Annotated in this window: 22 protein-coding genes; 14 read left to right on the top strand and 8 right to left on the bottom strand. The window is 74.0% G+C overall.

All coding sequences use genetic code 11. From position 1 onward, the window contains the following. Positions 1-5 precede the first annotated feature (5 nt). From CFP65_RS27350 to zapE, 3 genes are all read right to left on the bottom strand, one after another. The gene (locus tag CFP65_RS27350) at positions 6-314 is read right to left on the bottom strand and encodes a helix-turn-helix domain-containing protein (RefSeq protein ID WP_217368189.1); all 309 of its coding nucleotides are present in this window, start codon (positions 312-314) and stop codon (positions 6-8) included. Then, positions 311-679, bottom strand: coding sequence for a type II toxin-antitoxin system RelE/ParE family toxin (locus CFP65_RS27345; RefSeq protein WP_104818681.1), 369 nt, complete (start codon positions 677-679; stop codon positions 311-313). The genes CFP65_RS27350 and CFP65_RS27345 overlap by 4 nt, the downstream gene beginning before the upstream one ends. A 64-nt stretch (positions 680-743) precedes the next feature. Beyond that, entirely contained in the window at positions 744-1,799 is a 1,056-nt protein-coding gene (zapE, locus tag CFP65_RS27340) for a cell division protein ZapE (RefSeq protein WP_104821159.1), read from the bottom strand. Between the two features lie 62 nt (positions 1,800-1,861). Between zapE and CFP65_RS27335 the strand changes: the two genes are divergently transcribed. The 6 genes from CFP65_RS27335 (at position 1,862) to CFP65_RS27310 (ending at position 8,998) form a co-directional block, all read left to right on the top strand. Beyond that, complete coding sequence (locus CFP65_RS27335; protein ID WP_104818680.1) at positions 1,862-2,728, top strand: dihydrofolate reductase family protein; 867 nt, start codon at positions 1,862-1,864, stop codon at positions 2,726-2,728. 108 nt (positions 2,729-2,836) lie between these two features. Then, positions 2,837-3,298 carry an indole-3-glycerol phosphate synthase gene (locus tag CFP65_RS27330; RefSeq protein WP_104818679.1) on the top strand — a complete coding sequence of 154 codons (462 nt, stop codon included), beginning with the start codon at positions 2,837-2,839 and terminating at the stop codon, positions 3,296-3,298. A gap of 134 nt (positions 3,299-3,432) precedes the next feature. Then, entirely contained in the window at positions 3,433-4,830 is a 1,398-nt protein-coding gene (gene murC, locus CFP65_RS27325) for a UDP-N-acetylmuramate--L-alanine ligase (RefSeq protein ID WP_256387283.1), read from the top strand. A 26-nt stretch (positions 4,831-4,856) separates the two neighbouring features. Beyond that, complete coding sequence (gene msrB / locus CFP65_RS27320; RefSeq protein WP_104818678.1) at positions 4,857-5,261, top strand: peptide-methionine (R)-S-oxide reductase MsrB; 405 nt, start codon at positions 4,857-4,859, stop codon at positions 5,259-5,261. Positions 5,262-5,399: 138 nt separating this feature from the next. Continuing rightward, positions 5,400-6,710 carry an esterase gene (locus CFP65_RS27315; RefSeq protein ID WP_104818677.1) on the top strand — a complete coding sequence of 437 codons (1,311 nt, stop codon included), beginning with the start codon at positions 5,400-5,402 and terminating at the stop codon, positions 6,708-6,710. Positions 6,711-6,802: 92 nt separating this feature from the next. Next, complete coding sequence (locus tag CFP65_RS27310; protein ID WP_158702370.1) at positions 6,803-8,998, top strand: restriction endonuclease; 2,196 nt, start codon at positions 6,803-6,805, stop codon at positions 8,996-8,998. A gap of 10 nt (positions 8,999-9,008) precedes the next feature. Here CFP65_RS27310 and CFP65_RS27305 read toward each other — a convergent pair whose 3' ends face one another. Next, positions 9,009-9,512 carry a MarR family winged helix-turn-helix transcriptional regulator gene (locus tag CFP65_RS27305; RefSeq protein WP_104818675.1) on the bottom strand — a complete coding sequence of 168 codons (504 nt, stop codon included), beginning with the start codon at positions 9,510-9,512 and terminating at the stop codon, positions 9,009-9,011. Positions 9,513-9,614: 102 nt separating this feature from the next. Between CFP65_RS27305 and CFP65_RS27300 the strand changes: the two genes are divergently transcribed. Next, on the top strand, positions 9,615-10,028 hold the full coding sequence (locus tag CFP65_RS27300; RefSeq protein WP_104818674.1) for an organic hydroperoxide resistance protein: 414 nt from the start codon (positions 9,615-9,617) through the stop codon (positions 10,026-10,028). An 80-nt stretch (positions 10,029-10,108) separates the two neighbouring features. Here CFP65_RS27300 and CFP65_RS27295 read toward each other — a convergent pair whose 3' ends face one another. Then, positions 10,109-11,023 (bottom strand): GNAT family N-acetyltransferase, encoded by a 915-nt coding sequence (locus tag CFP65_RS27295; protein WP_104818673.1) that lies wholly within the window; start codon positions 11,021-11,023, stop codon positions 10,109-10,111. A gap of 221 nt (positions 11,024-11,244) precedes the next feature. On the opposite strand from CFP65_RS27295, the gene CFP65_RS27290 reads away from it, so the two are divergent. The 5 genes from CFP65_RS27290 to CFP65_RS27275 all read left to right on the top strand — a co-directional run bounded on the left by CFP65_RS27290 (position 11,245) and on the right by CFP65_RS27275 (position 15,748). After that, the gene (locus tag CFP65_RS27290) at positions 11,245-12,084 is read left to right on the top strand and encodes a DUF692 domain-containing protein (RefSeq protein WP_168219633.1); all 840 of its coding nucleotides are present in this window, start codon (positions 11,245-11,247) and stop codon (positions 12,082-12,084) included. Beyond that, a complete protein-coding gene (locus tag CFP65_RS42615) occupies positions 12,077-12,511 on the top strand; it encodes a hypothetical protein (RefSeq protein WP_168219632.1) in 435 nt (144 codons plus the stop codon). Before CFP65_RS27290 ends, CFP65_RS42615 begins: the two co-directional genes overlap by 8 nt. 191 nt (positions 12,512-12,702) lie before the next feature. Beyond that, on the top strand, positions 12,703-13,797 hold the full coding sequence (locus tag CFP65_RS27285) for a TIGR04222 domain-containing membrane protein (protein ID WP_104818672.1): 1,095 nt from the start codon (positions 12,703-12,705) through the stop codon (positions 13,795-13,797). A gap of 88 nt (positions 13,798-13,885) precedes the next feature. Next, a complete protein-coding gene (locus tag CFP65_RS27280) occupies positions 13,886-14,659 on the top strand; it encodes a TIGR04222 domain-containing membrane protein (RefSeq protein WP_104818671.1) in 774 nt (257 codons plus the stop codon). A gap of 93 nt (positions 14,660-14,752) precedes the next feature. Next, positions 14,753-15,748, top strand: coding sequence for a glycosyltransferase (locus CFP65_RS27275; protein WP_158702369.1), 996 nt, complete (start codon positions 14,753-14,755; stop codon positions 15,746-15,748). A gap of 26 nt (positions 15,749-15,774) precedes the next feature. Here CFP65_RS27275 and hemQ read toward each other — a convergent pair whose 3' ends face one another. Genes hemQ through CFP65_RS27260 form a run of 3 tightly spaced genes read right to left on the bottom strand, consistent with a single transcriptional unit; the run spans position 15,775 to position 18,527 of the window. Then, positions 15,775-16,512, bottom strand: a complete 738-nt coding sequence (gene hemQ / locus CFP65_RS27270) for a hydrogen peroxide-dependent heme synthase (protein ID WP_104818669.1) — start codon at positions 16,510-16,512, stop codon at positions 15,775-15,777. After that, positions 16,509-17,909, bottom strand: a complete 1,401-nt coding sequence (gene hemG / locus CFP65_RS27265) for a protoporphyrinogen oxidase (RefSeq protein WP_104818668.1) — start codon at positions 17,907-17,909, stop codon at positions 16,509-16,511. The genes hemQ and hemG overlap by 4 nt, the downstream gene beginning before the upstream one ends. 33 nt (positions 17,910-17,942) lie before the next feature. Next, on the bottom strand, positions 17,943-18,527 hold the full coding sequence (locus CFP65_RS27260; protein ID WP_104818667.1) for a Uma2 family endonuclease: 585 nt from the start codon (positions 18,525-18,527) through the stop codon (positions 17,943-17,945). A 43-nt stretch (positions 18,528-18,570) separates the two neighbouring features. On the opposite strand from CFP65_RS27260, the gene CFP65_RS27255 reads away from it, so the two are divergent. Next, positions 18,571-19,446: an RNA polymerase sigma-70 factor gene (locus CFP65_RS27255; protein WP_104821157.1), complete on the top strand. Its 876-nt coding sequence runs from the start codon at positions 18,571-18,573 to the stop codon at positions 19,444-19,446. A 78-nt stretch (positions 19,447-19,524) separates the two neighbouring features. After that, on the top strand, positions 19,525-20,301 hold the full coding sequence (locus CFP65_RS27250; protein ID WP_104818666.1) for an SDR family oxidoreductase: 777 nt from the start codon (positions 19,525-19,527) through the stop codon (positions 20,299-20,301). The last annotated feature ends 24 nt before the right edge of the window (positions 20,302-20,325 follow it).

Genomic DNA, 20,325 nt, shown 5'->3' with positions numbered 1-20,325 from the left:
CTGGCTCAGGCCGCGTGCGGGACGAACCGCACCACCGGCTCCCGCGCCGGGTCCACCCTGGCCTCGGCGTCGAGCGCCCCGGCCAGCCGCTCGATCAGCTCCAGCGTCGGGTCGGTGCCGCTCTCCTCGACGCTCTCCACCTCCGCCTCGGTCAGCCCGGCCCGCTCAGCAAGCTCCGCGATGCTCCACCCGAGCGCGGAGCGCCTGCCGTACACGGCCTCGGCCAACGCCATCCGCCGCCCGGCCGCCCGGTACTCCTCGGTCTCCCGGTCCGCAGACGGCACCGTCCAGCTGGTGTGGTAGCCCCGGCTCACAGCTCCTCCTCGGCCCTGCTGTAGGTGTCGTGGCCCTCCGCCGGGCCGTGCTGCGCCGCACACGTCTTCTGTACCCGGATCGCGCGCTCGACCTGGTACACCTCGCTGCTCCTAGTCTTGCGGAAGACGGTCAGAAGGACAGCCCTCCTACCGGGGGCAAGCCAATAGGTCACCCGCATCGGTCCGATCCGCAGCTCGCGCACCGGTCCGCCGAGGTGGCTGGCGATCGGGAAGGGCAGCAGCTCGCCCTCCTCGGCCAGGCGGTCGGCGAACCGCTCCGCAGCCCGGTACTCGCCGAGCGAACAGCGCTCCAGCCACTCTCGGACCTCGGGCTCCAGCTCGATCGAATACCACTCGCCGCCCACCCGCGTCTCCTTCCGCTCCGGAAGGAGAACGCGCGACGGACGGCGGGGTCACCCGGGCGGCGGGTCAGCCCTTGGCGCTGTCGCGGGCCAGGGCGACCAGGCGGGAGATGGCGCGGAGGTACTTCTTGCGGTAGCCGCCGCGGAGCAGCTCCTCGGGGAAGACCTGGTCGAAGGGGAGGCCGGAGGCGGTGATGGGGAGTTCGCGGTCGTACATGCGGTCGGCCAGGACGACCAGGCGCAGGGCGGTGGACTGGTCGTCGACCTGGTGGACGCCGCGGAGGAAGACGGCGTGGACGTCGTCGAGCAGCGCGCCGTAGCGGCTGGGGTGGACCACCTTGAGGTGTTCGAGCAGGGCGTCGAAGTCGTCCAGGGAGGCGCCCGGGGTGCCGGCCGCGCGGGCGGTGACGTCGGCGTCGGCGTACGGCGGCGGGGCCTCGGGCAGGCCGCGGTGGCGGTAGTCCTGGCCGTCGATCCGCAGCGGCCGGAAGTGCGCCGAGAGCCCCTGGATCTCGCGCAGGAAGTCGGCGGCGGCGAACCGGCCCTCGCCGAGCTTCTCGGGCAGCGTGTTGGAGGTGGCGCAGAGCTTGACGCCGTTCTCCACCAGGCGGCTGAGCAGGGTGGAGACCAGCACGGTGTCACCCGGGTCGTCCAGCTCGAACTCGTCGATGCAGAGCAGCCGGTGGGTGGAGAGCGTCTGGACGGCCTGCTGAAAGCCGAGCGCGCCGACCAGGTTGGTCAGCTCGACGAAGGTGCCGAAGGCCTTCGGCCCGGGGGTGGCGTGCCAGAGCGAGGCGAGCAGGTGGGTCTTGCCGACGCCGTAGCCGCCGTCCAGGTAGACCCCGGCCGGACCGGTGGGCACCGGCGCCGAGCGGCGGAACCAGCCGCGCTTCGGCGCCGCCGAAGCAACGTTCAACCCGGCCGCGAACTGTTCGAGCACCTGCACGGCCTCGTACTGGCTCGGCTGGCTGGTGTCGGGCAGGTAGCTGCCGAAGCTCACCCCGGCGAAGCGCGGCGGCGGCACCATCTCGGCGACCAGCCGCTCGGCGGGCACCACGGGACGGCGGTCGGTGAGCGCGATCGGCCCGGCGACGGCCGGGGCCGGGTCGGCCGGGGTCGCTATGGCGTCGGAGTGAGAGGCAGCAGGCACGGTAAGAGGGTACGCGCCGTGGAAGACTCGGTCCCATGCAGCAGCTGATCAACCCGTGCGACCTCGACCACACCGAGGACCGGGCCGAGGACACGACCGAGGCCCAGGCCGAGGGCCGAACCGGGGGCCAAGTCCAAGACCGTGCGGACGGCCCCGGCTCGCTGGCGGCCCTCGCCGCCACCTACGCCTACCCCGCCGCGGTCGGCCACGGCCGGCCGTGGCTGCGGGCCAACATGGTGTCCGGGCTGGACGGGGCGGCCCGGCTGGAGGGGCTCTCGGAGGGGCTGTCGAGCGAGGCGGACAAGCGGATCTTCGGGGTGCTGCGGGCGCTCGCGGACGTGGTGCTGGTGGGGGCCGAGACGGTCCGCGCCGAGGGGTACCGGCCGGGGCGGGCGCGGAAGGAGTTCGCAGCGGCCCGGGCGGCGGCCGGCCAGGCGCCGGCCCCGGTGATCGCGGTGGTCACCCGCAGCCTCGACCTGGACCTGACCGCCCCGCTGTTCACCGAGCCGCTGGTGCCCACCGTGGTGATCGCACCCGTGGACGCACCGATCGAACGGCTGGCCGAGGTCCGCGCGGTGGCGGAGGTGATCACGGCGGGCTCCGGCTCCGTCGATCTGGCCGTCGCCACCGCCGCGCTGGCGGCCCGCGGCTGGACCCGCCAGCTGACCGAGGGCGGCCCCCGGCTGCTCGCCCAACTGGCCGCCGCAGGCCTGCTGGACGAGCTCTGCCTCTCGCTGGCACCCCTGCTGACCGGCGGCGACGCGCCGCGCATCCTGCATGGTGCCCAAATGCCGGACGTGCGGCGGATGCGGCTGGTCTCATTGATCGAGGAGAAAGGTTTCCTCTTCACCCGCTACCTGCGATACCCGCGTCCGGACGATTCCGCGCCCAGTTCGGGGTGATTTGCCTCCTACGTGGCCTGTGTGGCGCGTGTGCCGCGTGAGGAAAGCTTCCTCCGGGCACTATGGGATAGGCCGGACCCGGGGGTTTGCAACCGCGAAGGGACTCACGTGTTCAAGACCGTATTGATGATCGAAAAGGCGCTCTCCGACGCCGACGTGGAGCTGGTGACCACGCTCCACGGCGAGGAGAAGGTCTCCTTCGTCGTCCTGATGCAACCCCGTGGAAAGCAGGACGAGCTGCTCCGCGCGCTCGACGACGTCGCCCTCGGCCACCTGGACAAGGTCGCCCACGAGCGGGACGAGACCGAGAACACGCCCACTCTCGCGGGCGAATCCCTCGAACACAGCCTCCGCCACCTCCGCGCCGCCGGCGCCGAGGCGATCGGCGAGGTGGTCGAGGCGCAGCCACTGGAGAGACTGCGCGAGGTGGTCGAGGAGAGCGCGGCCGACGAAGTGCTGGTGCTGACCTCCCCGCACTTCGTCGAGGAGTTCTTCCACCGCGACTGGGCCTCCCAGGCCCGCCACAAGGTCGGCGTGCCGGTGCTCAAGCTCTTCGCCAGCGAGTCCTGAGCGGCCCCGCACCATGGGCCGGGCGGCCCCTGAGCCTGCCGGGTGGCACGCCCGAGTAGGGCAGAATCGTCCTTGCGAGCTCACCGCGAGCCCGCGAGGACGATTGCCCACCTTCGGCCGTACGGAGCTCAGCCTTGAACGACGCCGCCCACGACCTGCACGCCCCGCACTTCATCGGCATCGGCGGCGCCGGCATGTCCGGCCTGGCCAAGATCCTCGCGGTGCGCGGCGCCAAGGTGTCCGGCAGCGACTCCAAGGAGTCCAAGACCGTGCTGGCGCTGCGCGCGCTCGGCGCCCAGGTGGCCGTGGGCCACGCCGCCGAGAACGTACCGGCCGGCACCAGCAGCATCGTGGTCTCCAGCGCCATCCGCGCCGACAACCCCGAGCTGGTCGCCGCCCGCGAGCGGAACATCCCGGTGGTGCACCGCTCCGACGCGCTGGCCGCGCTGATGGGCGGGCGCCGGGCGCTGGCCGTGGCCGGCACCCACGGCAAGACCACCACCACCAGCATGCTGGCCGTCAGCCTGGCCGAGCTGGGCCTCGACCCGTCCTACGCGATCGGCGGCGACCTCGACGCACCCGGCTCCAACGCCCACCACGGCACCGGCGAGATCTTCGTCGCCGAGGCGGACGAGAGCGACCGCAGCTTCCACAAGTACGCGCCCGAGGTGGCGATCATCCTCAACGTGGAGCTGGACCACCACGCCAACTACGCCTCGATGGAAGAGATCTACGAGTCCTTCGAGACCTTCGTCGGCCGGATCACCCCCGGCGGCACCCTGGTGGTCTCCGCCGACCATGACGGCGCCCGCGAGCTGACCAGCCGGATCAAGGGCCGCGAGGAGCTGAACGTGGTCACCGTCGGCGCGTCCGAGGACGCCGACCTGCGGGTGCTCTCGGTCACCGCGCGCGGCATGACCAGCGAGGTGGTCGTCCTGCTGGACGGCACCGAGCTGGCCTTCACCGTCTCGGTGCCCGGCCGCCACTACGCGCACAACGCCGTCGCGGCGCTGGCCGCCGGCGTCGCGCTCGGCGTGCCCGCCGCCGACCTGGCCCGCGCGCTCGGCAGCTACACCGGCGTCCGCCGCCGCCTCCAGCTCAAGGGCGAGGCCGGCGGCGTGCAGGTGATCGACTCCTACGCCCACCACCCGACCGAGATGGCCGCCGACCTGGAGGCCATCCGGGAGGCCGCCGAGGGCCGGGTGCTGGTGGTCTTCCAGCCGCACCTGTTCAGCCGCACCCAGCAGCTCGCCGAGGAGATGGGCCAGGCCCTCGCGCTGGCCGACGCCTCCGTGGTGCTCGACATCTACCCGGCCCGCGAGGACCCGATCCCCGGCGTCACCAGCGAGCTGATCATCGACGCGGCCCGCCGGGCCGGCGCCGAGGTGCGCGCCGAGCACTCCTTCGCCGACGCCCCGGCCCTGCTCGCCGGGCTCGCCCGCCCGGGCGACCTGCTGCTCACCATGGGCGCCGGCGACGTCACCAACCTGGGCCCGGAAATCCTCGGGCAGCTCGCGAGCGTTACCGCTTAGGACACCCCAGCCCGGAGGAGCCGGCCGTGAGTTACGAGATCGAGAAGACCGACGCCGAGTGGCGCGAGCAGCTCAGCCCGGAGGAGTACCACGTGCTCCGCCAGGCCGGCACCGAGCGGCCGTTCGTCGGCGAGTACACCGACACCAAGACCGTCGGGGTGTACTCCTGCCGGGCCTGCGGGGCCGAACTCTTCAGCAGCGAGACCAAGTTCGACTCGCACTGCGGCTGGCCCTCGTACTACGCCCCGCTCGCCGAGGACCGGGTCGAGTACATCGAGGACACCACCCACGGCATGCGCCGGGTCGAGGTCCGCTGCGCGCGCTGCGGCGGCCACCTGGGCCACGTCTTCGAGGGCGAGGGCTACGGCACCCCGACCGACCAGCGCTACTGCATCAACAGCATCTCGCTGACCCTGCAGCCGAAGGACTGACCCGGCTGCCGGAAGGCCGACCCCCTACCGGGGTGCTACCGCCGAGTTGGCACCCCGGTATGACGGCCGCCACCCCTCCTCCCCCGTAGCGTCGCCCGGGTCGGGCACGACCGACGGGACCGGACGAGGGGAACGGCGATGAACAGGCGTGGAAGGGCCGTCGCGGCGGCGCTGCTGGCGGCGACGGTGACCTTGGGCGTGGTCGCACCGGCAGCGGTGGCGACCGCACCGGCCGCGATGGCGGCCGCACCGGCGGCGGTGGCGGCGCGGAGCGTAGCAGCGGTACGGCAGGCCGAGGCCCGCCTGCCGCAGCCCACCGGGCCGTACCCGGTGGGCACCACCGCCCTGCAGCTCACCGACGGGCACCGGGACGACCCCTGGCAGCCCGGGCAGGCCCGCAAGCTGATGATCAGCCTCTGGTACCCGGCCGCCCGGCCCGCCGCCGGCCCCGGCCGCGCGCCGTACATGGTGCCCGCCGCCGCCGAGCACTTCGGCAGCGCGGACAGCCTGGGCCGGAGCACCTACCACTTCGAGCCGGACAGCACCGACTGGGCGGGGGTGCGCACCCGGGCCCGCACCGACGCGCCGGTGCTGCCCGGGGGCAAGCGGCCCGTGCTGCTCTACTCGGCGGGCTTCGGCGACCCGCGCAGCTGGGGCACCGGCCTGGTGGAGGACCTCGCCTCGCGCGGCTACGTGGTGGTCGCCGTCGACCACACCTACGACGCCTCCGAGGTGGCCTTCCCCGACGGGAGCCTGGCCACCTCCGTCTTCCCCGGGATGCTGGGCAGGCCGGGCCTGGACCTGGGCGCCCTGCTGCGCAAGGTCCTGCAGACCCGGGTGGACGACATCCGCTTCGTGCTGGACCGGCTGGCCGGGCTGGGCCGGGACGAGCGGCTGCCGGCCGGGCTGGCCGCCTCGCTGGACCTCGACCGGATCGGCATGGTCGGCCACTCGGGGGGCGGCTCCACTGCCCTCCAGACCATGCACGACGACCCGCGCCTCAAGGCCGCCGTCGACCTCGACGGCCAGCTGCACTTCCCCGGCCCGGACGGCACCGGGGTACACCTCACCACCGTCGCCCGGGACGGCCTGACCGGGCCCTTCCTGCTCATGGGCACCGGCGAGGAGGACTCCGGCAGCTACCACCGGCAGCCCGGCTGGGACGCCCTCTGGCAGCACAGCACCGGCTGGCACGCGGACGTCACCCTCACCGGCTCCCGGCACGGCTCCTACACCGACGCGCAGTCCCTGCTGCCCCAACTGGCCCGCCAGGGCGCGATCAGCGCGGAGCAGCTGACCAAGCAGGTCGGCGAGGTCCGCCCCGACCGCGCGGTGCTCGCCACCCGCTCGTACGTGGCCTCCTTCTTTGACCGCTGGCTGCGCGGCCGGAACGACCAGCTGCTGGACGGCCCCTCGCCGCGCTTCCCCGAGATGGTCTACGAACGCTAGGGCCTCCGCCCGAGGCTCTTCGACGGTGTGCCACCGACCGGTGCGGGATGGTGCATGCTTGCCCTCGGTCCGTTCGTGGGGAGGAAGAGGCAGTGGCGAGGCGGCGCAGCTCGGGCGTGCTGGGGATGGTGGCGGAGGCGCAGCGGCAGCAGCGTCTGCGGCAGGAGGAGCAGCGACGGGCGGCGCTGGCCGCGCAGCGGCAGCACGAGCGGCAGCAGCGGGACGCGCAGCGGGCGGCGGCCCAGGGCGAGAAGGAGGCGCTGCGCGCCTACCAGCAGGGGCGGGAGGCGGACGCGGCCCGGCGGACGGCCGAGGTGGAGGCCCGGGTGGCCGAGCTGCGCGCGGTGCTGGCCACCGGGTTGAGCGGCGGGCCGGACGTGGTGCCGCCCTTCGATCCGGGCCCGCTGGGCGTGCCGGTGCCGATGCCGGACCAGTCCTGGTACCAGGTGCCGCCCCCGCCGCCGGGTGGCGAGCGGCAGTACCACGAGCAACTGGCCCACGCCCGAGCCCGGTTCGAGTACGACTGGCGGGCCGCCCAGGACGCCGACCAGCAGCGGCTCACCCAACTCGCGCAGTACCGGGCCGAGTTCGACGCCTGGGCGGTGGAGCACCGCCGCCTCGCCGCCGAACGGACCGCCCGGGCGGCCGAGTTGGCTGCCTCCGGGGCCACCGACACGGCGGCCGTGGTGGAGCTGTTCGAGGGTGCGCTGCGCTGGCGGACGGACTGGCCGGAGGGCTTCCCGACCGACGGGGTGGTCGCCTGGGACGCCGCCGCCCGGCAGTTGGTGGTCGACTGGCTGCTGCCCGAGCCGGAGATCGTGCCGCCGGTGGCCCGGGTGCGGTACGTGAAGACCGACGACCGCGAGGCGGAGGTGGCCCGCTCGGCGGCCGAACGCAGGTCGCTGTACCGGGAGTTGCTGGCGCAGTCGGCACTGCGGGTGCTGGCCGAGCTGTTCCGGGCGGACACCGGCAAGCTGCTCTCCTCGGTGGTCTTCAACGGCTGCGTGGAGGCGCTCAACCCGGCCACCGGCCGGGAGGAGCTGCGCTGCCTGGTGTCCGTCACGGTGGAGCGATCGGCCTTCCTGGCCGTGGAGTTGCCCCGGGTGGAGCCGGTCAGCTGCCTGGTGGACGGCCTGCGCGGACGGCTGAGCAGCCGGCCGGAGCGGCTGGAGGAGGTGAAGACCGAGCGGCTGGCCGAGCAGGTCGGCAGCTACCTCCCGCCGGGGGACGAGGACCCGGACCTGTACACCATGGACCCGCTGGAGTTCGAGGAGCTGATCGCCGAACTCTTCCGCCGGCGCGGCTACTCGACCCGGACCACCGCGCGCAGCGGCGACCAGGGCGTGGACGTGGTCGCCGAGGACCCGGATCCGATCACCGGCGGCCTGATCGTGATCCAGGCCAAGCGCTACCGCCACCGGGTCGACCCCACGGCCGTCCGGGACCTGGACGCCACCCGCGTCCACCACGGCGCCAACCGGGGCATCCTGGTGACCACGGCCACCTTCGGCCCGGATTCGCACCGCTGGGTGGAGGGCAAGCCGCTGGCCCTGGTGGACGGCCCGACCCTGATCGGGCTGCTCCGCGAGCACGGCCTCCCGGGCCACCTGGGCCCGGCCGTGCCCCCGCCTCCGCCGGCCGAGCTGCTCCCGGTCGCCGCCGCGCCGACCCTCACCGCCCTGGCTCTCCCGGCCGTCGCGGCGACCCCCACCCCGACCCTGGTCGACCTGCCCGTGCGGCCGGCCGCGCCGCCGACCGTGCCGCTGATGCCCGGCCAGAACGTGGCCCTCCCGGCGGGCGAGGGTGCCGTCACCGTCCGGTTCGACTTCGACCCGTCGGGGGCGGACGCCGATCTGACCCTGCTGCTGCTCGGGGCGGACGGCCTGGTCGACAGCGACGCCGACTTCGTCTTCTACCACCAGCGCGAGGCCGAGCACGGCACGGTGACGCTCCACCCCAAGGAGACCGGCTCGGAGACCGCCACCCTCGCCCCGGCCCGCCTGCCCGCCCGGGTCCGCCGGATCGCCGTCTCGGTCAACATCGACACCGACTCGGGCCTGACCTGCGCCGACCTGCGCGCCGCCGCCCTGACCGTCCGCGCCGCCGACGGCTCCTCCTGGTCCTTCACCCCGCCCGCCGACCCGGGCATCTCCGCCATGCTGGTCGCCGAGCTCTACCGCCACCAACCGCCGGGCGCCCCCGAACTCTGGAAGCTCCGCGCCATCGGCCAGGGCTGGTCCGACGGCCTGGCCGGCCTGGCCCGCGCCCACGGCGTGGACGTGGCCTGAGGCCCGAAAGCTAGCCGCAGAGCGGCGCCGGGCCGTCCAGGGCGCCCGCGCCGTCGACGGCGCGGGTGAGCTGCTCCAGGCGGCGGCGGAGGTCGGCGATCTCGGTGACGTCCAGGCCGGTGGCCTCGGCGACGCGGGCCGGGAGGCGCAGCGCCTGGGCGCGCAGTTCGGTGCCGGCCGGGGTGGGGCGGACAGTGACCGAGCGCTCGTCGGCCACGCTGCGTTCGCGGCGGACCAGGCCGGCCGCCTCCAGGCGCTTGAGCAGCGGGGAGAGCGTGCCGGAGTCGAGCCGCAGGCGCTCGCCGATCTTCTTGACCGGCAGCTCGCCGTCCTCCCAGAGCACCAGCATGACCAGGTACTGGGGGTAGGTGAGACCGAGCTCCTGGAGGGCGTCGCGGTAGAGCGCGTTGAACGCGCGGGTGGCCGCGTGCAGCGCGAAGCAGATCTGGTTGTCCAGCCGCAGCCACTCCCCGCTCGGCGGGGTCTCGGGGGCGGTCGGCAGGTGCTCGCTCATGGGTCCAGGTTAGCACTCGAGCCATTCAGTTGTGCGCAACTGAATTGTGTGCTCTCATAGTGGATGTCAAGCAACCCCACCGGACAGCAAGGGACGGACCCCATGAGCGCGCTGTACACCGCCGTAGCCACCGCCACCAACGGGCGCCAGGGGCGCACCGTGAGCAACGACGGCCAGCTCGACCTCCAGCTGGCGATGCCCCCGGCCCTCGGCGGCAACGGCCAGGGCACCAACCCCGAGCAGCTCTTCGCCGGCGGCTACGCGGCCTGCTTCGCCAGCGCCCTCGGCCTGGTCGGCCGCCAGGCCAAGGTGGACACCTCCGAGGTGGCCGTCACCGCCGAGGTCAGCCTGGCCAAGGACGAGACCAGCTTCGGCCTCTCCGTGGTGCTCCGGGTCGAGCTGCCCGACACCCTGGAGCCCGCCACCGCCCGCACCCTGGTCGAGCAGGCCCACCAGGTCTGCCCGTACTCCAAGGCGACCCGGGGCAACATCCCGGTCGAGCTCGTCATCGAGTAATCAGATATGGCGGGTATGACGGAGGGGCGGACGCCGATCGGCGTCCGCCCCTCCGTCATACCCGCCATCGCGTCACGCCGTCACAGCTCGCGGCTGTACTTCCACTCCCTCGCACAGACCTGGTAACCCAGCCAGGCGTTGACGGCGAGCATCGGTGCGTTGCCCTCGTCGTTGCTGGTGTACGCCTCGGTGCAGCCGGCCGCGCGGGCCCGGTGCAGCGAGTCGGTCTTGGCGAGCTTGGCCAGGCCGCGGCCGCGGAAGGCGGCGCCCGTGGTGGTGAAGGAGGACCAGTACCGCCCGGCGCCGTCGGTGGTGACGGCGCTGAAGGCGGCCGGGACACCGTCCACCAGGGCGACGGTGGTCAGCTCGTGGTCCTGCTCCGGGTGGTGCCAGATCTCCTCCAGCCAGGCCTCGTAGGCCTGGCCGGCCGCGTCGATCTCGCCGGGCTCGTCCTCGGTGCCGGCCACGTCCAACCGGTAGAGGGGCGAAGGGTCGGCGGCGAAGGAGGCGGCCGTCCGCAGTTCGACGCCCGGCGCCACGGCGGGCACCGGGCGCAGCGCGGCGGTCAGGTCGAGCCGGGCGAACCGGGCCGGCCGGCCGCGCCGGTAGCCGTGGGCGGTGGCGAAGGCCTGGTCGGCCTCGGTGTCGTCGACCCAGGAGTACACGGTGGTCACGCCGTGCGCCGCCAGGTGCCGCTCGGCCTCCGCCAGCAGGGCGCGGCCCGCGCCGCTGCGGCGGGCCTCGGGCAGCACGCTCACCTGAGCCGAGCCCTGCCCGGCCACGCTCGAATCGGCGTGCACGGTGACCCGGGCGGAGCCGACCACCCGCCCGTCGAGCTCGGCGAGCAGCACCCGGCGGTGCTGCGCCGGATCGGCCCGGGTGGCCAGCCAGAGCATGCCCTGGGGCGTCTTGATCAGGTGGCGGCGGCCGGCCTCGTAGGTCTCGGCGGCGGCCTCGGCGTCGGCAGCGCGGAAATCACGGACAGTCAGAGTCATATGGATCGGACACTACCTCCGCCGCTCCGGCGCACGCCCCTGAATTTCCGGTGGGCGGACGTCACGGCCCCGGAACGGCCCGCGACCCGGCGGAAAGCTCAAGTTCAGCTCTGAGAATGCCTGGTCCGGGTTGGCAAGGAGGGCCCGGGGATACACCCTCAGCATCGAGGGCCGGGCTTCGGGCACCGCCCGCAGCGCACCCGCCCGAGAGGGGGCATCACATGACGACGGAGCTGGGCGTCGGCATCGGCTGGCGGGCCGAGATCGACACCGCCGTGGAGCGGCTGCCCGGCCTGGACTGGGTCGAGGTGGTCGCGGAGAACCTCTGCCCCGACGGCCTGCGGGCCGGCGAGCTGCCCGTCTCGCTCCGGGTGCTGCGCGAGCGCGGCGTCACCGTGGTGCCGCACGGCGTCTCGCTCGGCCTCGGCGGCGCGGCGGAGCCCGACCGGGCCCGGCTGGCCCGGCTGGCCACCTGCGCCGAGGCGCTCGGCTCGCCACTGGTCACCGAGCACCTGGCCTTCGTCCGCGCGGGCGGCCGGGAGGCCGGCCACCTGCTGCCGGTGCCGCGCTCGCACGACAGCCTCCGGGTGGTCGCCGAGAACGTCCGGATCGCCCAGGCCGAGCTCCCGGTGCCGCTCGCCCTGGAGAACATCGCCGCCCATCTGGCTTGGCCCGAAGACGAATTGACGGAAGGTCAGTTCCTCGCGGAGCTGGTCGAGCGGACCGGCGTACGGCTGCTGATCGACGTGGCCAACCTGCACACCAACCACGTCAACCTCGGCCTGGACGTCGCCGCCGAGCTCGACCGCCTGCCGCTGGACGCGATCGCCTACACCCACGTCGCGGGCGGCTTCCAGCGGGACGGCGTCTGGCACGACACCCACGCCCACCCGGTCACCGGGCCGGTGCTCGAGGTACTGGCCGCCCTGTGCGAGCGTCAGGCCCCGCCCGGCGTCCTGCTGGAGCGGGACGGCAACTTCCCACCCCCGGCCGAGCTGAACGCCGAGCTCGACGCCATCCGCGGGGTCTGGGCGGGCCGGCGGGAGCGTCAGCATGCCTGAGCCCCTGGAGTACCTGGTGCGGACCGCGGGCGAGGGGGACGCCGAACTCGTCCTGGCCCGCGAGCGGTTGGCGCGGCGGCAGGAGGAGCTGCTGGCCGCGCTCACCGGCGCCGGCCCGGTGCCGCCGGGCTTCGACCGGGCGCAGCTGGCGGTGCAGGCCACCGGCCTGGCCGCCAAGCGCCGGGAGACGGTGGCCCGGGTCGCCCCGGAGCCGGCCGGGCTGCTCGGCCCGGCGTACGGACCGCTCTTCCTCCGGTACGCCGAGCACCACCCGCCGGCCGGCGGCCACCGCGAGGACGCCCGGGCCTTCGCCGCCTGGGCCCTGGCCCGCCCCGGCACCGAACCCTGGCGCCCGGCCCTCACCGCCTGGCTCCACCCCACCGCCGAGCCCGCCACCCGCACCCGCCGGTGGCTGCGCCGCACCTGACCGACCGCAGGAACCGCTGGACGGCCACCCGGCCCGCCCGCACGGAACACGTACCGAGCACGGCACGAAGCACCGCCCGGCCACCCGGCCGACCCGCCCGACCCGGCTCCGTCCGGAGCGGCACCACCCACCCGACGGCCGACCGATCGGCCCGACCGACCCATCGACTCGCACGCACTACGGGGGTAGCAATGTGGTACTGGGAGTTCGTCCTCGCCGCCGTCCTGGTGGTCTGCGCCGGCCTCGGCGTCTCCACCACCCGTCACCGGCTGCGCCACGTGCCGAACCCGGCCGGCCTGCCCGGCCGGGGGCTGCCGCTGCTGGACACCGCCTTCCTGGCCGGCGGCCCGGCCCGGGTGGCCGACACCCTGATCGTCCGGATGGAGCGGGACGGCCGGCTGATCGTCTCCCGTGACCGGTACGCCACCGTCACCGACGGCCAGCCCCGGGACGAGATCGAGGCCGTGCTGATCGGCACCGCCGGCCCGGCCCGGCGGGAGCGGCTGGACCTGCTGCGGGCCAAGGTGATGTGCAGCGGGCACGTGCAGCGGATCGGCGACCAGCTGGCCGACCGGGGGCTGATGCGGCGGCCCGACCTGATCCACCGGGTGGTGGCGGCCCGCTGGGTGCTGCTGGCCTCGCTCTTCACCACGCTCGGCCTGGGCACGGTGGCCACCGTCGCCTGGCTCGGCCGGCGCGGCGAGGCCGGCACCCCGCCGTTCTTCGCCTTCCTCGGCCTGCTGCTGCTCGGCCTGGTCTGGTACGCCTCCTCCCGCCCGGGCGCGGCCCGGATCACCCCGGCCGGCCTGCGCCAGCTCGCCCTGATGCGGGAGGGCTCGCCCTGGCGGCCCTCGCTCGCGCTGACCGGCGGCGGCGTCTTCGCCGCGCTCGCGCCGGAGGACGCGGTGGAGCTCGGCAAGGTGGCCCTGGACGGGCCCACCGCGCTGGCCGACCTCGAGCTGCGCGACGCGCTGCTGGCCCACGCCGCCGCGCAGTCGGTGCGCGGCGGCTCCAAGACCCTGAGCTCCTCCGGCGTGGACTACGGCACCGGGGCCGCCTGGTGCGGCGGCGTCGACGGCGGGGCGAGCTGCGGGTCGAGCGGATCGACCGACAGCGGCGGCCACCACGGCGGGCACCACGGCCACTCCGGCGGCTCGCACAGCTGCGGCTCCTCCGGGCACAGTGGCGGCCACAGCGGCGGGCACAGCAGCCACAGCTGCGGTGGACACAGCGGGCACAGCTGCGGTGGTCACAGCAGCTGTGGTTCGAGCTGCGGCTCCAGCTGAGGCCGCCGAAACGGGCCTACGGTCACAGTTCGGTATCGTGCGCGGGCAAAGAGGTCCGATTGGGCTGGGGTGGGTCTAGAAAAAGGCCATGTGGTTGCTCTTCCTGATCCCCGCCTGCCTTGCCGCCGTGCTCTCCTGTCTCCGGCTGGTGCGGGTCGCGGCGACCGCTGACTCGCTGGCCTGGCTGGAGCGGGCCGAGCCCACCGAGGCGGTCGGGATCGGCCTGTACGAGACCGCCTACCTGGCCGGCGGCCCCACCCGGGTGGTGGACCTGGTGCTGGTGCTGATGGCCGCCCGGGGCAGGCTGCACCTCGCGCACACCGGCTGGACCACCGTGGTGGACCCCCGGGGCCGCAGCCGGCTCGAGCGGGCACTGATCGCGGCGGTCGGCCCGGAGGGCCAGTGCCGCACCGGCGAGCTCAAGGGCGAGCTGGTCGAACACCCGACGGTGCAGGAGATCGGCGGCCGGCTGACCCTGGCCGGGCTGGCCACCCCGGCGGCCGTCCGGGAGAGCACGGTGGTGGCCGTCCGCCAGGTGCGCCAGGCGCTGCTGCTCACCGTGGTGCTCTTCGGCGCCTCGCTGGCGCTGGCGGCCCCGCACAGCAGCGACGCGGGCGCGGCCGTGGCCTGGTTCTCGCTGCCGCTGATCCTCACCACCGGCACCCTGCTGATGGCCCGGGTCGACGTGCAGGCGTACACCCACTGGGCCGCCCCGGCCGGGCAGGAGGTGCTGCGCAGCGTCCGCCTCCCCGACCAGCACGGCCTGGGCGACGACGCCGAGCGCGAGCTGCTCACCGCCGTGGCCATGGTCGGCCCCTCCGCCCTGGCCGACGCCCGCCTGCGCGAGGCCCTGCGCAACTGAGTGCGCACCTCTGCGGAGGAGGCGTGAGGGTGTGCCGGTTTTTACATGAGCATGCTGGACGAACGGGTCGGCCTGCCCCTACGGTCGTCCACCGTGTCCGCATCGCCGCTGATCAGCGTCATTCTCGCCGCCCACGACCCGAACGGGTCCCTGGACGACTGCCTGCAGTCGATCCTCAACCAGTCCTTCACCGAGGTGGAGGTGATCCTGGTCCGCGACCAGGCCGCCGAGTGCCCGGCCGACCAGGTGGACGCCTGGGCCCGGCGGGAGGACCGCGTCTCGGTGGTCCGGCTCGACGGCCTGGCGAGCATCGGCCGGATCCGCAACGCCGGCGCCGAGCGCGCCACCGGCGACTACCTGCTCTTCCTGGACGCCGACCACCTCCTGCTCAGCTCCACCCTGCAGGCGATGGCCGACCGGCTGGACGAGGCGTACCGCCCGGACGTGCTGCTCTTCGGCCACACCCGGCTGCACCAGGGCAAGAGCTGGCCCGGCGCCGCCGCCGACCTGCTGGCCCGCCAGCGCTCGCAGCCCTTCGCCCCCGTCCAGCAGCCGGAGCTGTTCGGCGCCCCCGCGTACTCCTGGGACCGGCTCTTCCGCCGCGCGTACTGGACGGCCCAGCGGCTCGCCTTCCCGGACGGCCTGCACGAGGAGGTCGCCACCGTGCACCGGGCCATGCTCGGCGCCGAGCAGATCGCCGTGCTCAAGTGGGACTGCGTCCAGCTGCGCCGCCGGCTCACCCAGCACCCGGCCGGCTCGCCCGAGGGCAGCCAGTTCGACGTGTTCGACCGGTACGAGGAGAGCTTCGGCCTGCTGGCCGAGCACGTGCAGCTGGACGGGGTGAAGCCGTACCTGTTCACCCGGATGGTCCGGCAGTACCTGTTCCTGCTGAACCTCTCCGGCGCCGTCCCCCGCGGTGACCGCTCGCGCTTCTTCCAGCGGGCCAGCGAGCACTACGGCCGTTACCTGCCCGAGGGCTACGAGCGCCCGGAGGGTCGCGAGGGGGTCAAGTTCCAGCTGGTGGGCGGCGGCAAGTACGCGGCCTTCGAGGCCGCCAAGCTGCCCGCGCTGTTCTCCCGGGGGCGCTGAGCCGCCCGGGAGAACGGCGCGCAGCGTCAGACCAGACCGTTCAGCAGCTCCGCGACCGGCTTGCGGCGGCCGGTGTAGAACGGCACCTCCTCGCGGACGTGCAGCCGGGCCCGGGACGGGCGCAGGTCGCGCATCAGGTCGACGATCCGGTGCAGCTCGTCGGCCTCGAAGGCCAGCAGCCACTCGTAGTCGCCGAGGGCGAAGGAGGCCACCGTGTTGGCCCGCACGTCGGGGTAGCCGCGGGCCATCCTGCCGTGCTCGGCGAGCATCGCCCGCCGCTCCTCGTCCGGCAGCAGGTACCACTCGTAGGAGCGCACGAACGGGTACACGCAGACGTACTCGCGCGGGTGCTCGTCGGCCAGGAAGGCCGGGATGTGCGACTTGTTGAACTCGGCCGGGCGGTGCAGCGCCATGTTCGACCAGACCGGCTCCAGCGCGCGGCCCAGACCGGTGCGGCGGAAGCGGTTGTACGCCTCCTGCAGGTCGTCCGAGTTCTCGGCGTGCCACCAGACCATCAGGTCGGCGTCGGCGCGCAGGCCGGAGACGTCGTAGGTGCCGCGGACGGTGACGTCCTTCTCGGCCAGCTGCTCGAACAGCGCGTCGACCTCGGCGGCCAGCGCGGTGCGGTCCTCGGGCAGCTCGCCCTTGAGGCGGAACACCGACCACATGGTGTAGCGGATGACCTGGTTGAGGTCACGGGCCTTCTTCTTCGCGGGCTGCTCGGCCTGCTGCTCCGCCGCCTGCGCTGCAACGTTCTCAGTCATGCGCCCATTGTCCCTTCCGTCCCCCGGGCTCCCGTGCCCGGGGTCAACACCTCGTTGACGGCCCGCCGCGCGCTCGCGATGCAGGCCGGGATGCCGACGCCGTCGTACGCGGCCCCGCAGACCGCCAGACCGCCCGCGGCGGCGACGGCGGCGCGGATCCGCCCGACCCGGTCCAGGTGCCCGACCGGGTACTGCGGCAGGCCGCCGCGCCAGCGAGTCACGGCCGCGTCGTACGGGCGGGCCCGCAGGCCCACCGCCTCGGCCAGGTCGGCCAGCGACCGCGCCACCAGCTCCTCGTCGTCCAGGTCCAGGGCCGCCTCCTCGCGGTGGCGGCCCAGCGAGGTGCGCAGCAGGAAGCTGTCGGGGGCGGATTCGGCCAGCCAGCCCCACTTGTTGCTGGAGAAGGTGGAGGCCTTGATCGCCCGGCCGTCCACCGGCGGCACCAGGAAACCGCTGCCGGTCAGCCCCGGCAGTTCGGCGCGGCGGAAGGCCATCGTGACCAGCGCCATGCCGGCGTACTCGATCCCATCCAACTCGCTTGCAGCAGCGGGCACTTCAGCGCGCAGCAGCCGGGCCGCCGCGGGGGCCGGGACGGCCAGCACCACGGCGTCGGCGTGCAGCACCTCGCCGTTGACGACCACCCGCCAGCCCTCGGGGGTGCGGCTCAGCTCCTGGACGGGGCTGTCGGTGCGCAGGTCGACCCCGGCCGCGCGGCAGGCCGCCGCCAGCGCCTCCGGCAGGGTGCCGAGGCCGCCGCGCAGGCCCTGGAAGACCGGGCCGGCCGCGCTCGGTCGACTGGTCAGCTCCCGTACGCCCTCCACCAGCGGCTTGCCCGCCCGGGCGATCGGCAGCAGCGCGGGCACGGAGGCCCGCAGCGAGATCTCGTCCGCGTGCCCGGCGTAGACCCCGCCGAGCAGCGGCTCCACCAGCCGGTCGACGACCTCGCGGCCGAGCCGGTCGGCGACGTACGCGCCGATCGCCACATCGTCTTCGAACGCCTCGGTGGCCCGTTCGTCCTCGGCCCGGGCCAACCCCTCGGGCGACAGCACCCGCGAGGCCGCCAGCGCCGCCAGGTCACCCGGCACCCCCATCAACTGCCCGCCCGGCAGCGGCCGCAGTGCATCCCGGCTCCAGATCGCGGCCTTCGCGGTGCTCGGCGGCTCCAACTCCCCGCCCAGCCCGACCTCCCGGGCAAGCTCCACCGCCTCCGGCCGCCGCGCGAGCATCGACTCGGCCCCCAGGTCCACCCGGACCCCGCCGACCTCCCCGCCCCGCAGCTTCCCCCCGACCCGCCCGCTCGCCTCCAACAGCGTCACCCGCTGCCCCCGCGCCGCCCACGCGGCGGTCAGCCCCGCGACCCCGCCACCGATCACCACGACATGCCGCACTTCAGCCATGCCCCGAGTCTCGCAGAGCTCACACCGGAGCCCTCAATTCCCCCGTCGCCGCCGCTCCAGCTGATCCAGCTCGAGCGTCAGAGGGAACGGCACCTTCCGTTCCAGCCTCCGCTGGTAGACCTGCGGCGAGCCGTACGCTCCGACCGCGTCATCGAGTTCGTGAACGTACGCCACGACCTGTTCGACTTCGTGCTCGATCCGCCAGTAGGACGGGATGCCCGCCTCCGCGTACTTGCGCGGCTTCATCGTTCGATCACGGTGTTCGGACTCGGGTGAGACGACCTCGACCACCAACAGCACCTCACTCGGGTCGAACCAGGTGCGGTTGGGACGGTATTCGGCCTTCGCGACCACGAGATCCGGTTCCGGCCGGTTCCTCCGATCGAGACGAATGGTCATCTCACGTTCGACCTCCAGCTCCTCAGGAGCCTGGGCCTCAAGGGCGAAGGTCAGCGCCGAAACCACACGGCTGTGCCAGGACCGCTGGGGGGACATCATGAAGACCAGCGCTCCGTCGATCAGTTCGGTGTGCCGTGGCGCCTCGGTGAGGCGATCAAGATCCTCTGCGTACCAGCCCTCCTCACGGGGCGGGTACATCCAGTCAGGCAGCGAGCTCATGCCCTCAGCGTAGCCATCCCGGGTGCCCGATATCGTGCCGTCCGTGGACATCGCTGCGGAGTTCGAGGCCCAGCGGCCTCGGCTGTTCTCGATCGCTTACCGGATGCTGGGGTCGGCCGCGGAGGCTGAGGATGCGGTGCAGGACGCGTACCTGCGCTGGCACGGGGCGCTGCACGAGGAGATCGGGGCGCCGGGGGCCTGGTTGGCGAAGGTGCTGACCAATCTCTGCCTGAACCGGCTGACCTCGGCGCGGGTGCGGCGGGAGCAGTACGTGGGGCCCTGGCTGCCGGAGCCGGTGCGCACCGACGGCGGGGCACTGGGGCCGTTGGAGACGGCCGAGCAGCGGGAGGCGGTCTCGCTCGCGGTGCTGGTGCTGATGGAGCGGCTGACCCCGGCCGAGCGGGCCTGCGTGGTGCTGCGGGACGCCTTCGAGTACGGCCACCGGGAGATCGCCGAGGTGCTGGACGTCTCCGAGGCGAGCGCCCGGCAGACCTACCGCCGGGCCAAGCAGCACCTGGCCGAACAGCGCCCTCGCTTCGACTCCGCCCCCGCCCCGCAGCAGCACCTGCTGCACGGCTTCCTGGCGGCCGCCGCCGAGGGCTCCCTCGCCAAGCTCGAGGCCCTGCTCGCCGCGGAGGTCACCGCCTGGGCCGACGGCGGCGGCAAGGTCCGCTCCGCCACCCGCCCGGTGCACGGCCGCGACAAGGTGGGCCGCTTCCTGATCGGCCTGCTCACCCGCTTCACGGAGGGCGTCGACCTGGAGTTCGCCGAGGTCAACGGCGCCGCCGCCGTGCTGGGCCGGGAGCAGGGCACCCTGATCGTGGTCGCCACGGTGGAGGGTGCGGACGGCCTGATCACCGGCGTCCGGATCCTGCGCAACCCGGAGAAGCTCGCCTTCCTGGAGAGCCAGCTGGCATAGCTGTCACGGATCGGCGGGCTGCCCGGTTCCTTCTCACGACAGGCCAGGCCACAGGCCATGACGAGGGAGGCGGCAGCGATGGAGAACGTGATCCTGGTGACCGGGGCGACGGGCGTGCTGGGGCGGGAGGTGGTGGCCCGGGCCGTGCGGGCCGGGGTGCCGGTGCGGGCGCTGAGCCGGCGCAGCGGGCTGCCGAGCACTCCGGGGGTGAGCTGGTGCACCGGTGACCTGGTGAGCGGGGCGGGGCTGGCGGCGGCCTTCGCCGGGGTGCGGACGGTGATCCACTGCGCCACCGACGCCCGGCGGTACCGGAACGACCTGCCGGCCTTCGAGCAGCTGATCACGGCCGCCCGCGCGGCGGGCGTGGCGCACGTGGTCAACGTCTCGATCGTCGGCGTCGACCTGGTGCCGTTCCCGTACTACCGGGTCAAGCTCGAAGGCGAGCGGCTGCTCGCCGCGTCGGGCCTGGGCTGGACCAACCTGCGGGCCACCCAGTTCCCCACCCTGCTGGATTCGGCGCTCGGGGTGCTGGCCAAATCCCCGGTGGTGCCGATGGTCTCCGGCACCGGCTGCCAGCCGGTCGACCCGGGCGAGGTCGCGGACCGGCTGCTGGAGCTCGCGCTGGGCGAGCCGGCCGGGCAGGTCGAGGAGTCGGCCGGGCCGCGGGTGTACGAGGCGGTGGCGCTCACCCGCAGCTGGCTGAAGGCCAAGGGCCGCCGCCGGCTGGTGCTGCCCGTCCGCCTGCCGGGCCGGCTGGGCGCCGCGCTCCGCGCGGGCGGCCTGACCAACCCCGGCCGGGCGGTGGGGCGCCGCAGCTGGGAGGAGTACCTGGCCGCCAACGTCGCCAAGCCGTAACCCAGTTGAGATCGCCCCGAGGGA

The organism is Kitasatospora sp. MMS16-BH015 (genome assembly GCF_002943525.1).
Classification (GTDB): Bacteria; Actinomycetota; Actinomycetes; order Streptomycetales; family Streptomycetaceae; genus Kitasatospora.
The sequence above is the reverse complement of the archived record's forward strand: the minus strand, read 5'-3'. Positions and strand labels throughout refer to the sequence as shown.

Excerpts from the sequence above, each read along its gene's own strand:
- CFP65_RS27335 (WP_104818680.1), top strand. The coding sequence starts at position 1,862 with ATGCAGCAGCTGATCAACCCGTGCGACCTCGACCACACCGAGGACCGG.
- CFP65_RS27315 (WP_104818677.1), top strand. The coding sequence starts at position 5,400 with ATGAACAGGCGTGGAAGGGCCGTCGCGGCGGCGCTGCTGGCGGCGACG.
- CFP65_RS27305 (WP_104818675.1), bottom strand. The coding sequence starts at position 9,512 with ATGAGCGAGCACCTGCCGACCGCCCCCGAGACCCCGCCGAGCGGGGAG.
- CFP65_RS27300 (WP_104818674.1), top strand. The coding sequence starts at position 9,615 with ATGAGCGCGCTGTACACCGCCGTAGCCACCGCCACCAACGGGCGCCAG.
- CFP65_RS27295 (WP_104818673.1), bottom strand. The coding sequence starts at position 11,023 with ATGACTCTGACTGTCCGTGATTTCCGCGCTGCCGACGCCGAGGCCGCC.
- CFP65_RS27290 (WP_168219633.1), top strand. The coding sequence starts at position 11,245 with ATGACGACGGAGCTGGGCGTCGGCATCGGCTGGCGGGCCGAGATCGAC.
- CFP65_RS42615 (WP_168219632.1), top strand. The coding sequence starts at position 12,077 with ATGCCTGAGCCCCTGGAGTACCTGGTGCGGACCGCGGGCGAGGGGGAC.
- CFP65_RS27285 (WP_104818672.1), top strand. The coding sequence starts at position 12,703 with ATGTGGTACTGGGAGTTCGTCCTCGCCGCCGTCCTGGTGGTCTGCGCC.
- CFP65_RS27280 (WP_104818671.1), top strand. The coding sequence starts at position 13,886 with ATGTGGTTGCTCTTCCTGATCCCCGCCTGCCTTGCCGCCGTGCTCTCC.
- hemQ (WP_104818669.1), bottom strand. The coding sequence starts at position 16,512 with ATGACTGAGAACGTTGCAGCGCAGGCGGCGGAGCAGCAGGCCGAGCAG.
- hemG (WP_104818668.1), bottom strand. The coding sequence starts at position 17,909 with ATGGCTGAAGTGCGGCATGTCGTGGTGATCGGTGGCGGGGTCGCGGGG.
- CFP65_RS27260 (WP_104818667.1), bottom strand. The coding sequence starts at position 18,527 with ATGAGCTCGCTGCCTGACTGGATGTACCCGCCCCGTGAGGAGGGCTGG.
- CFP65_RS27250 (WP_104818666.1), top strand. The coding sequence starts at position 19,525 with ATGGAGAACGTGATCCTGGTGACCGGGGCGACGGGCGTGCTGGGGCGG.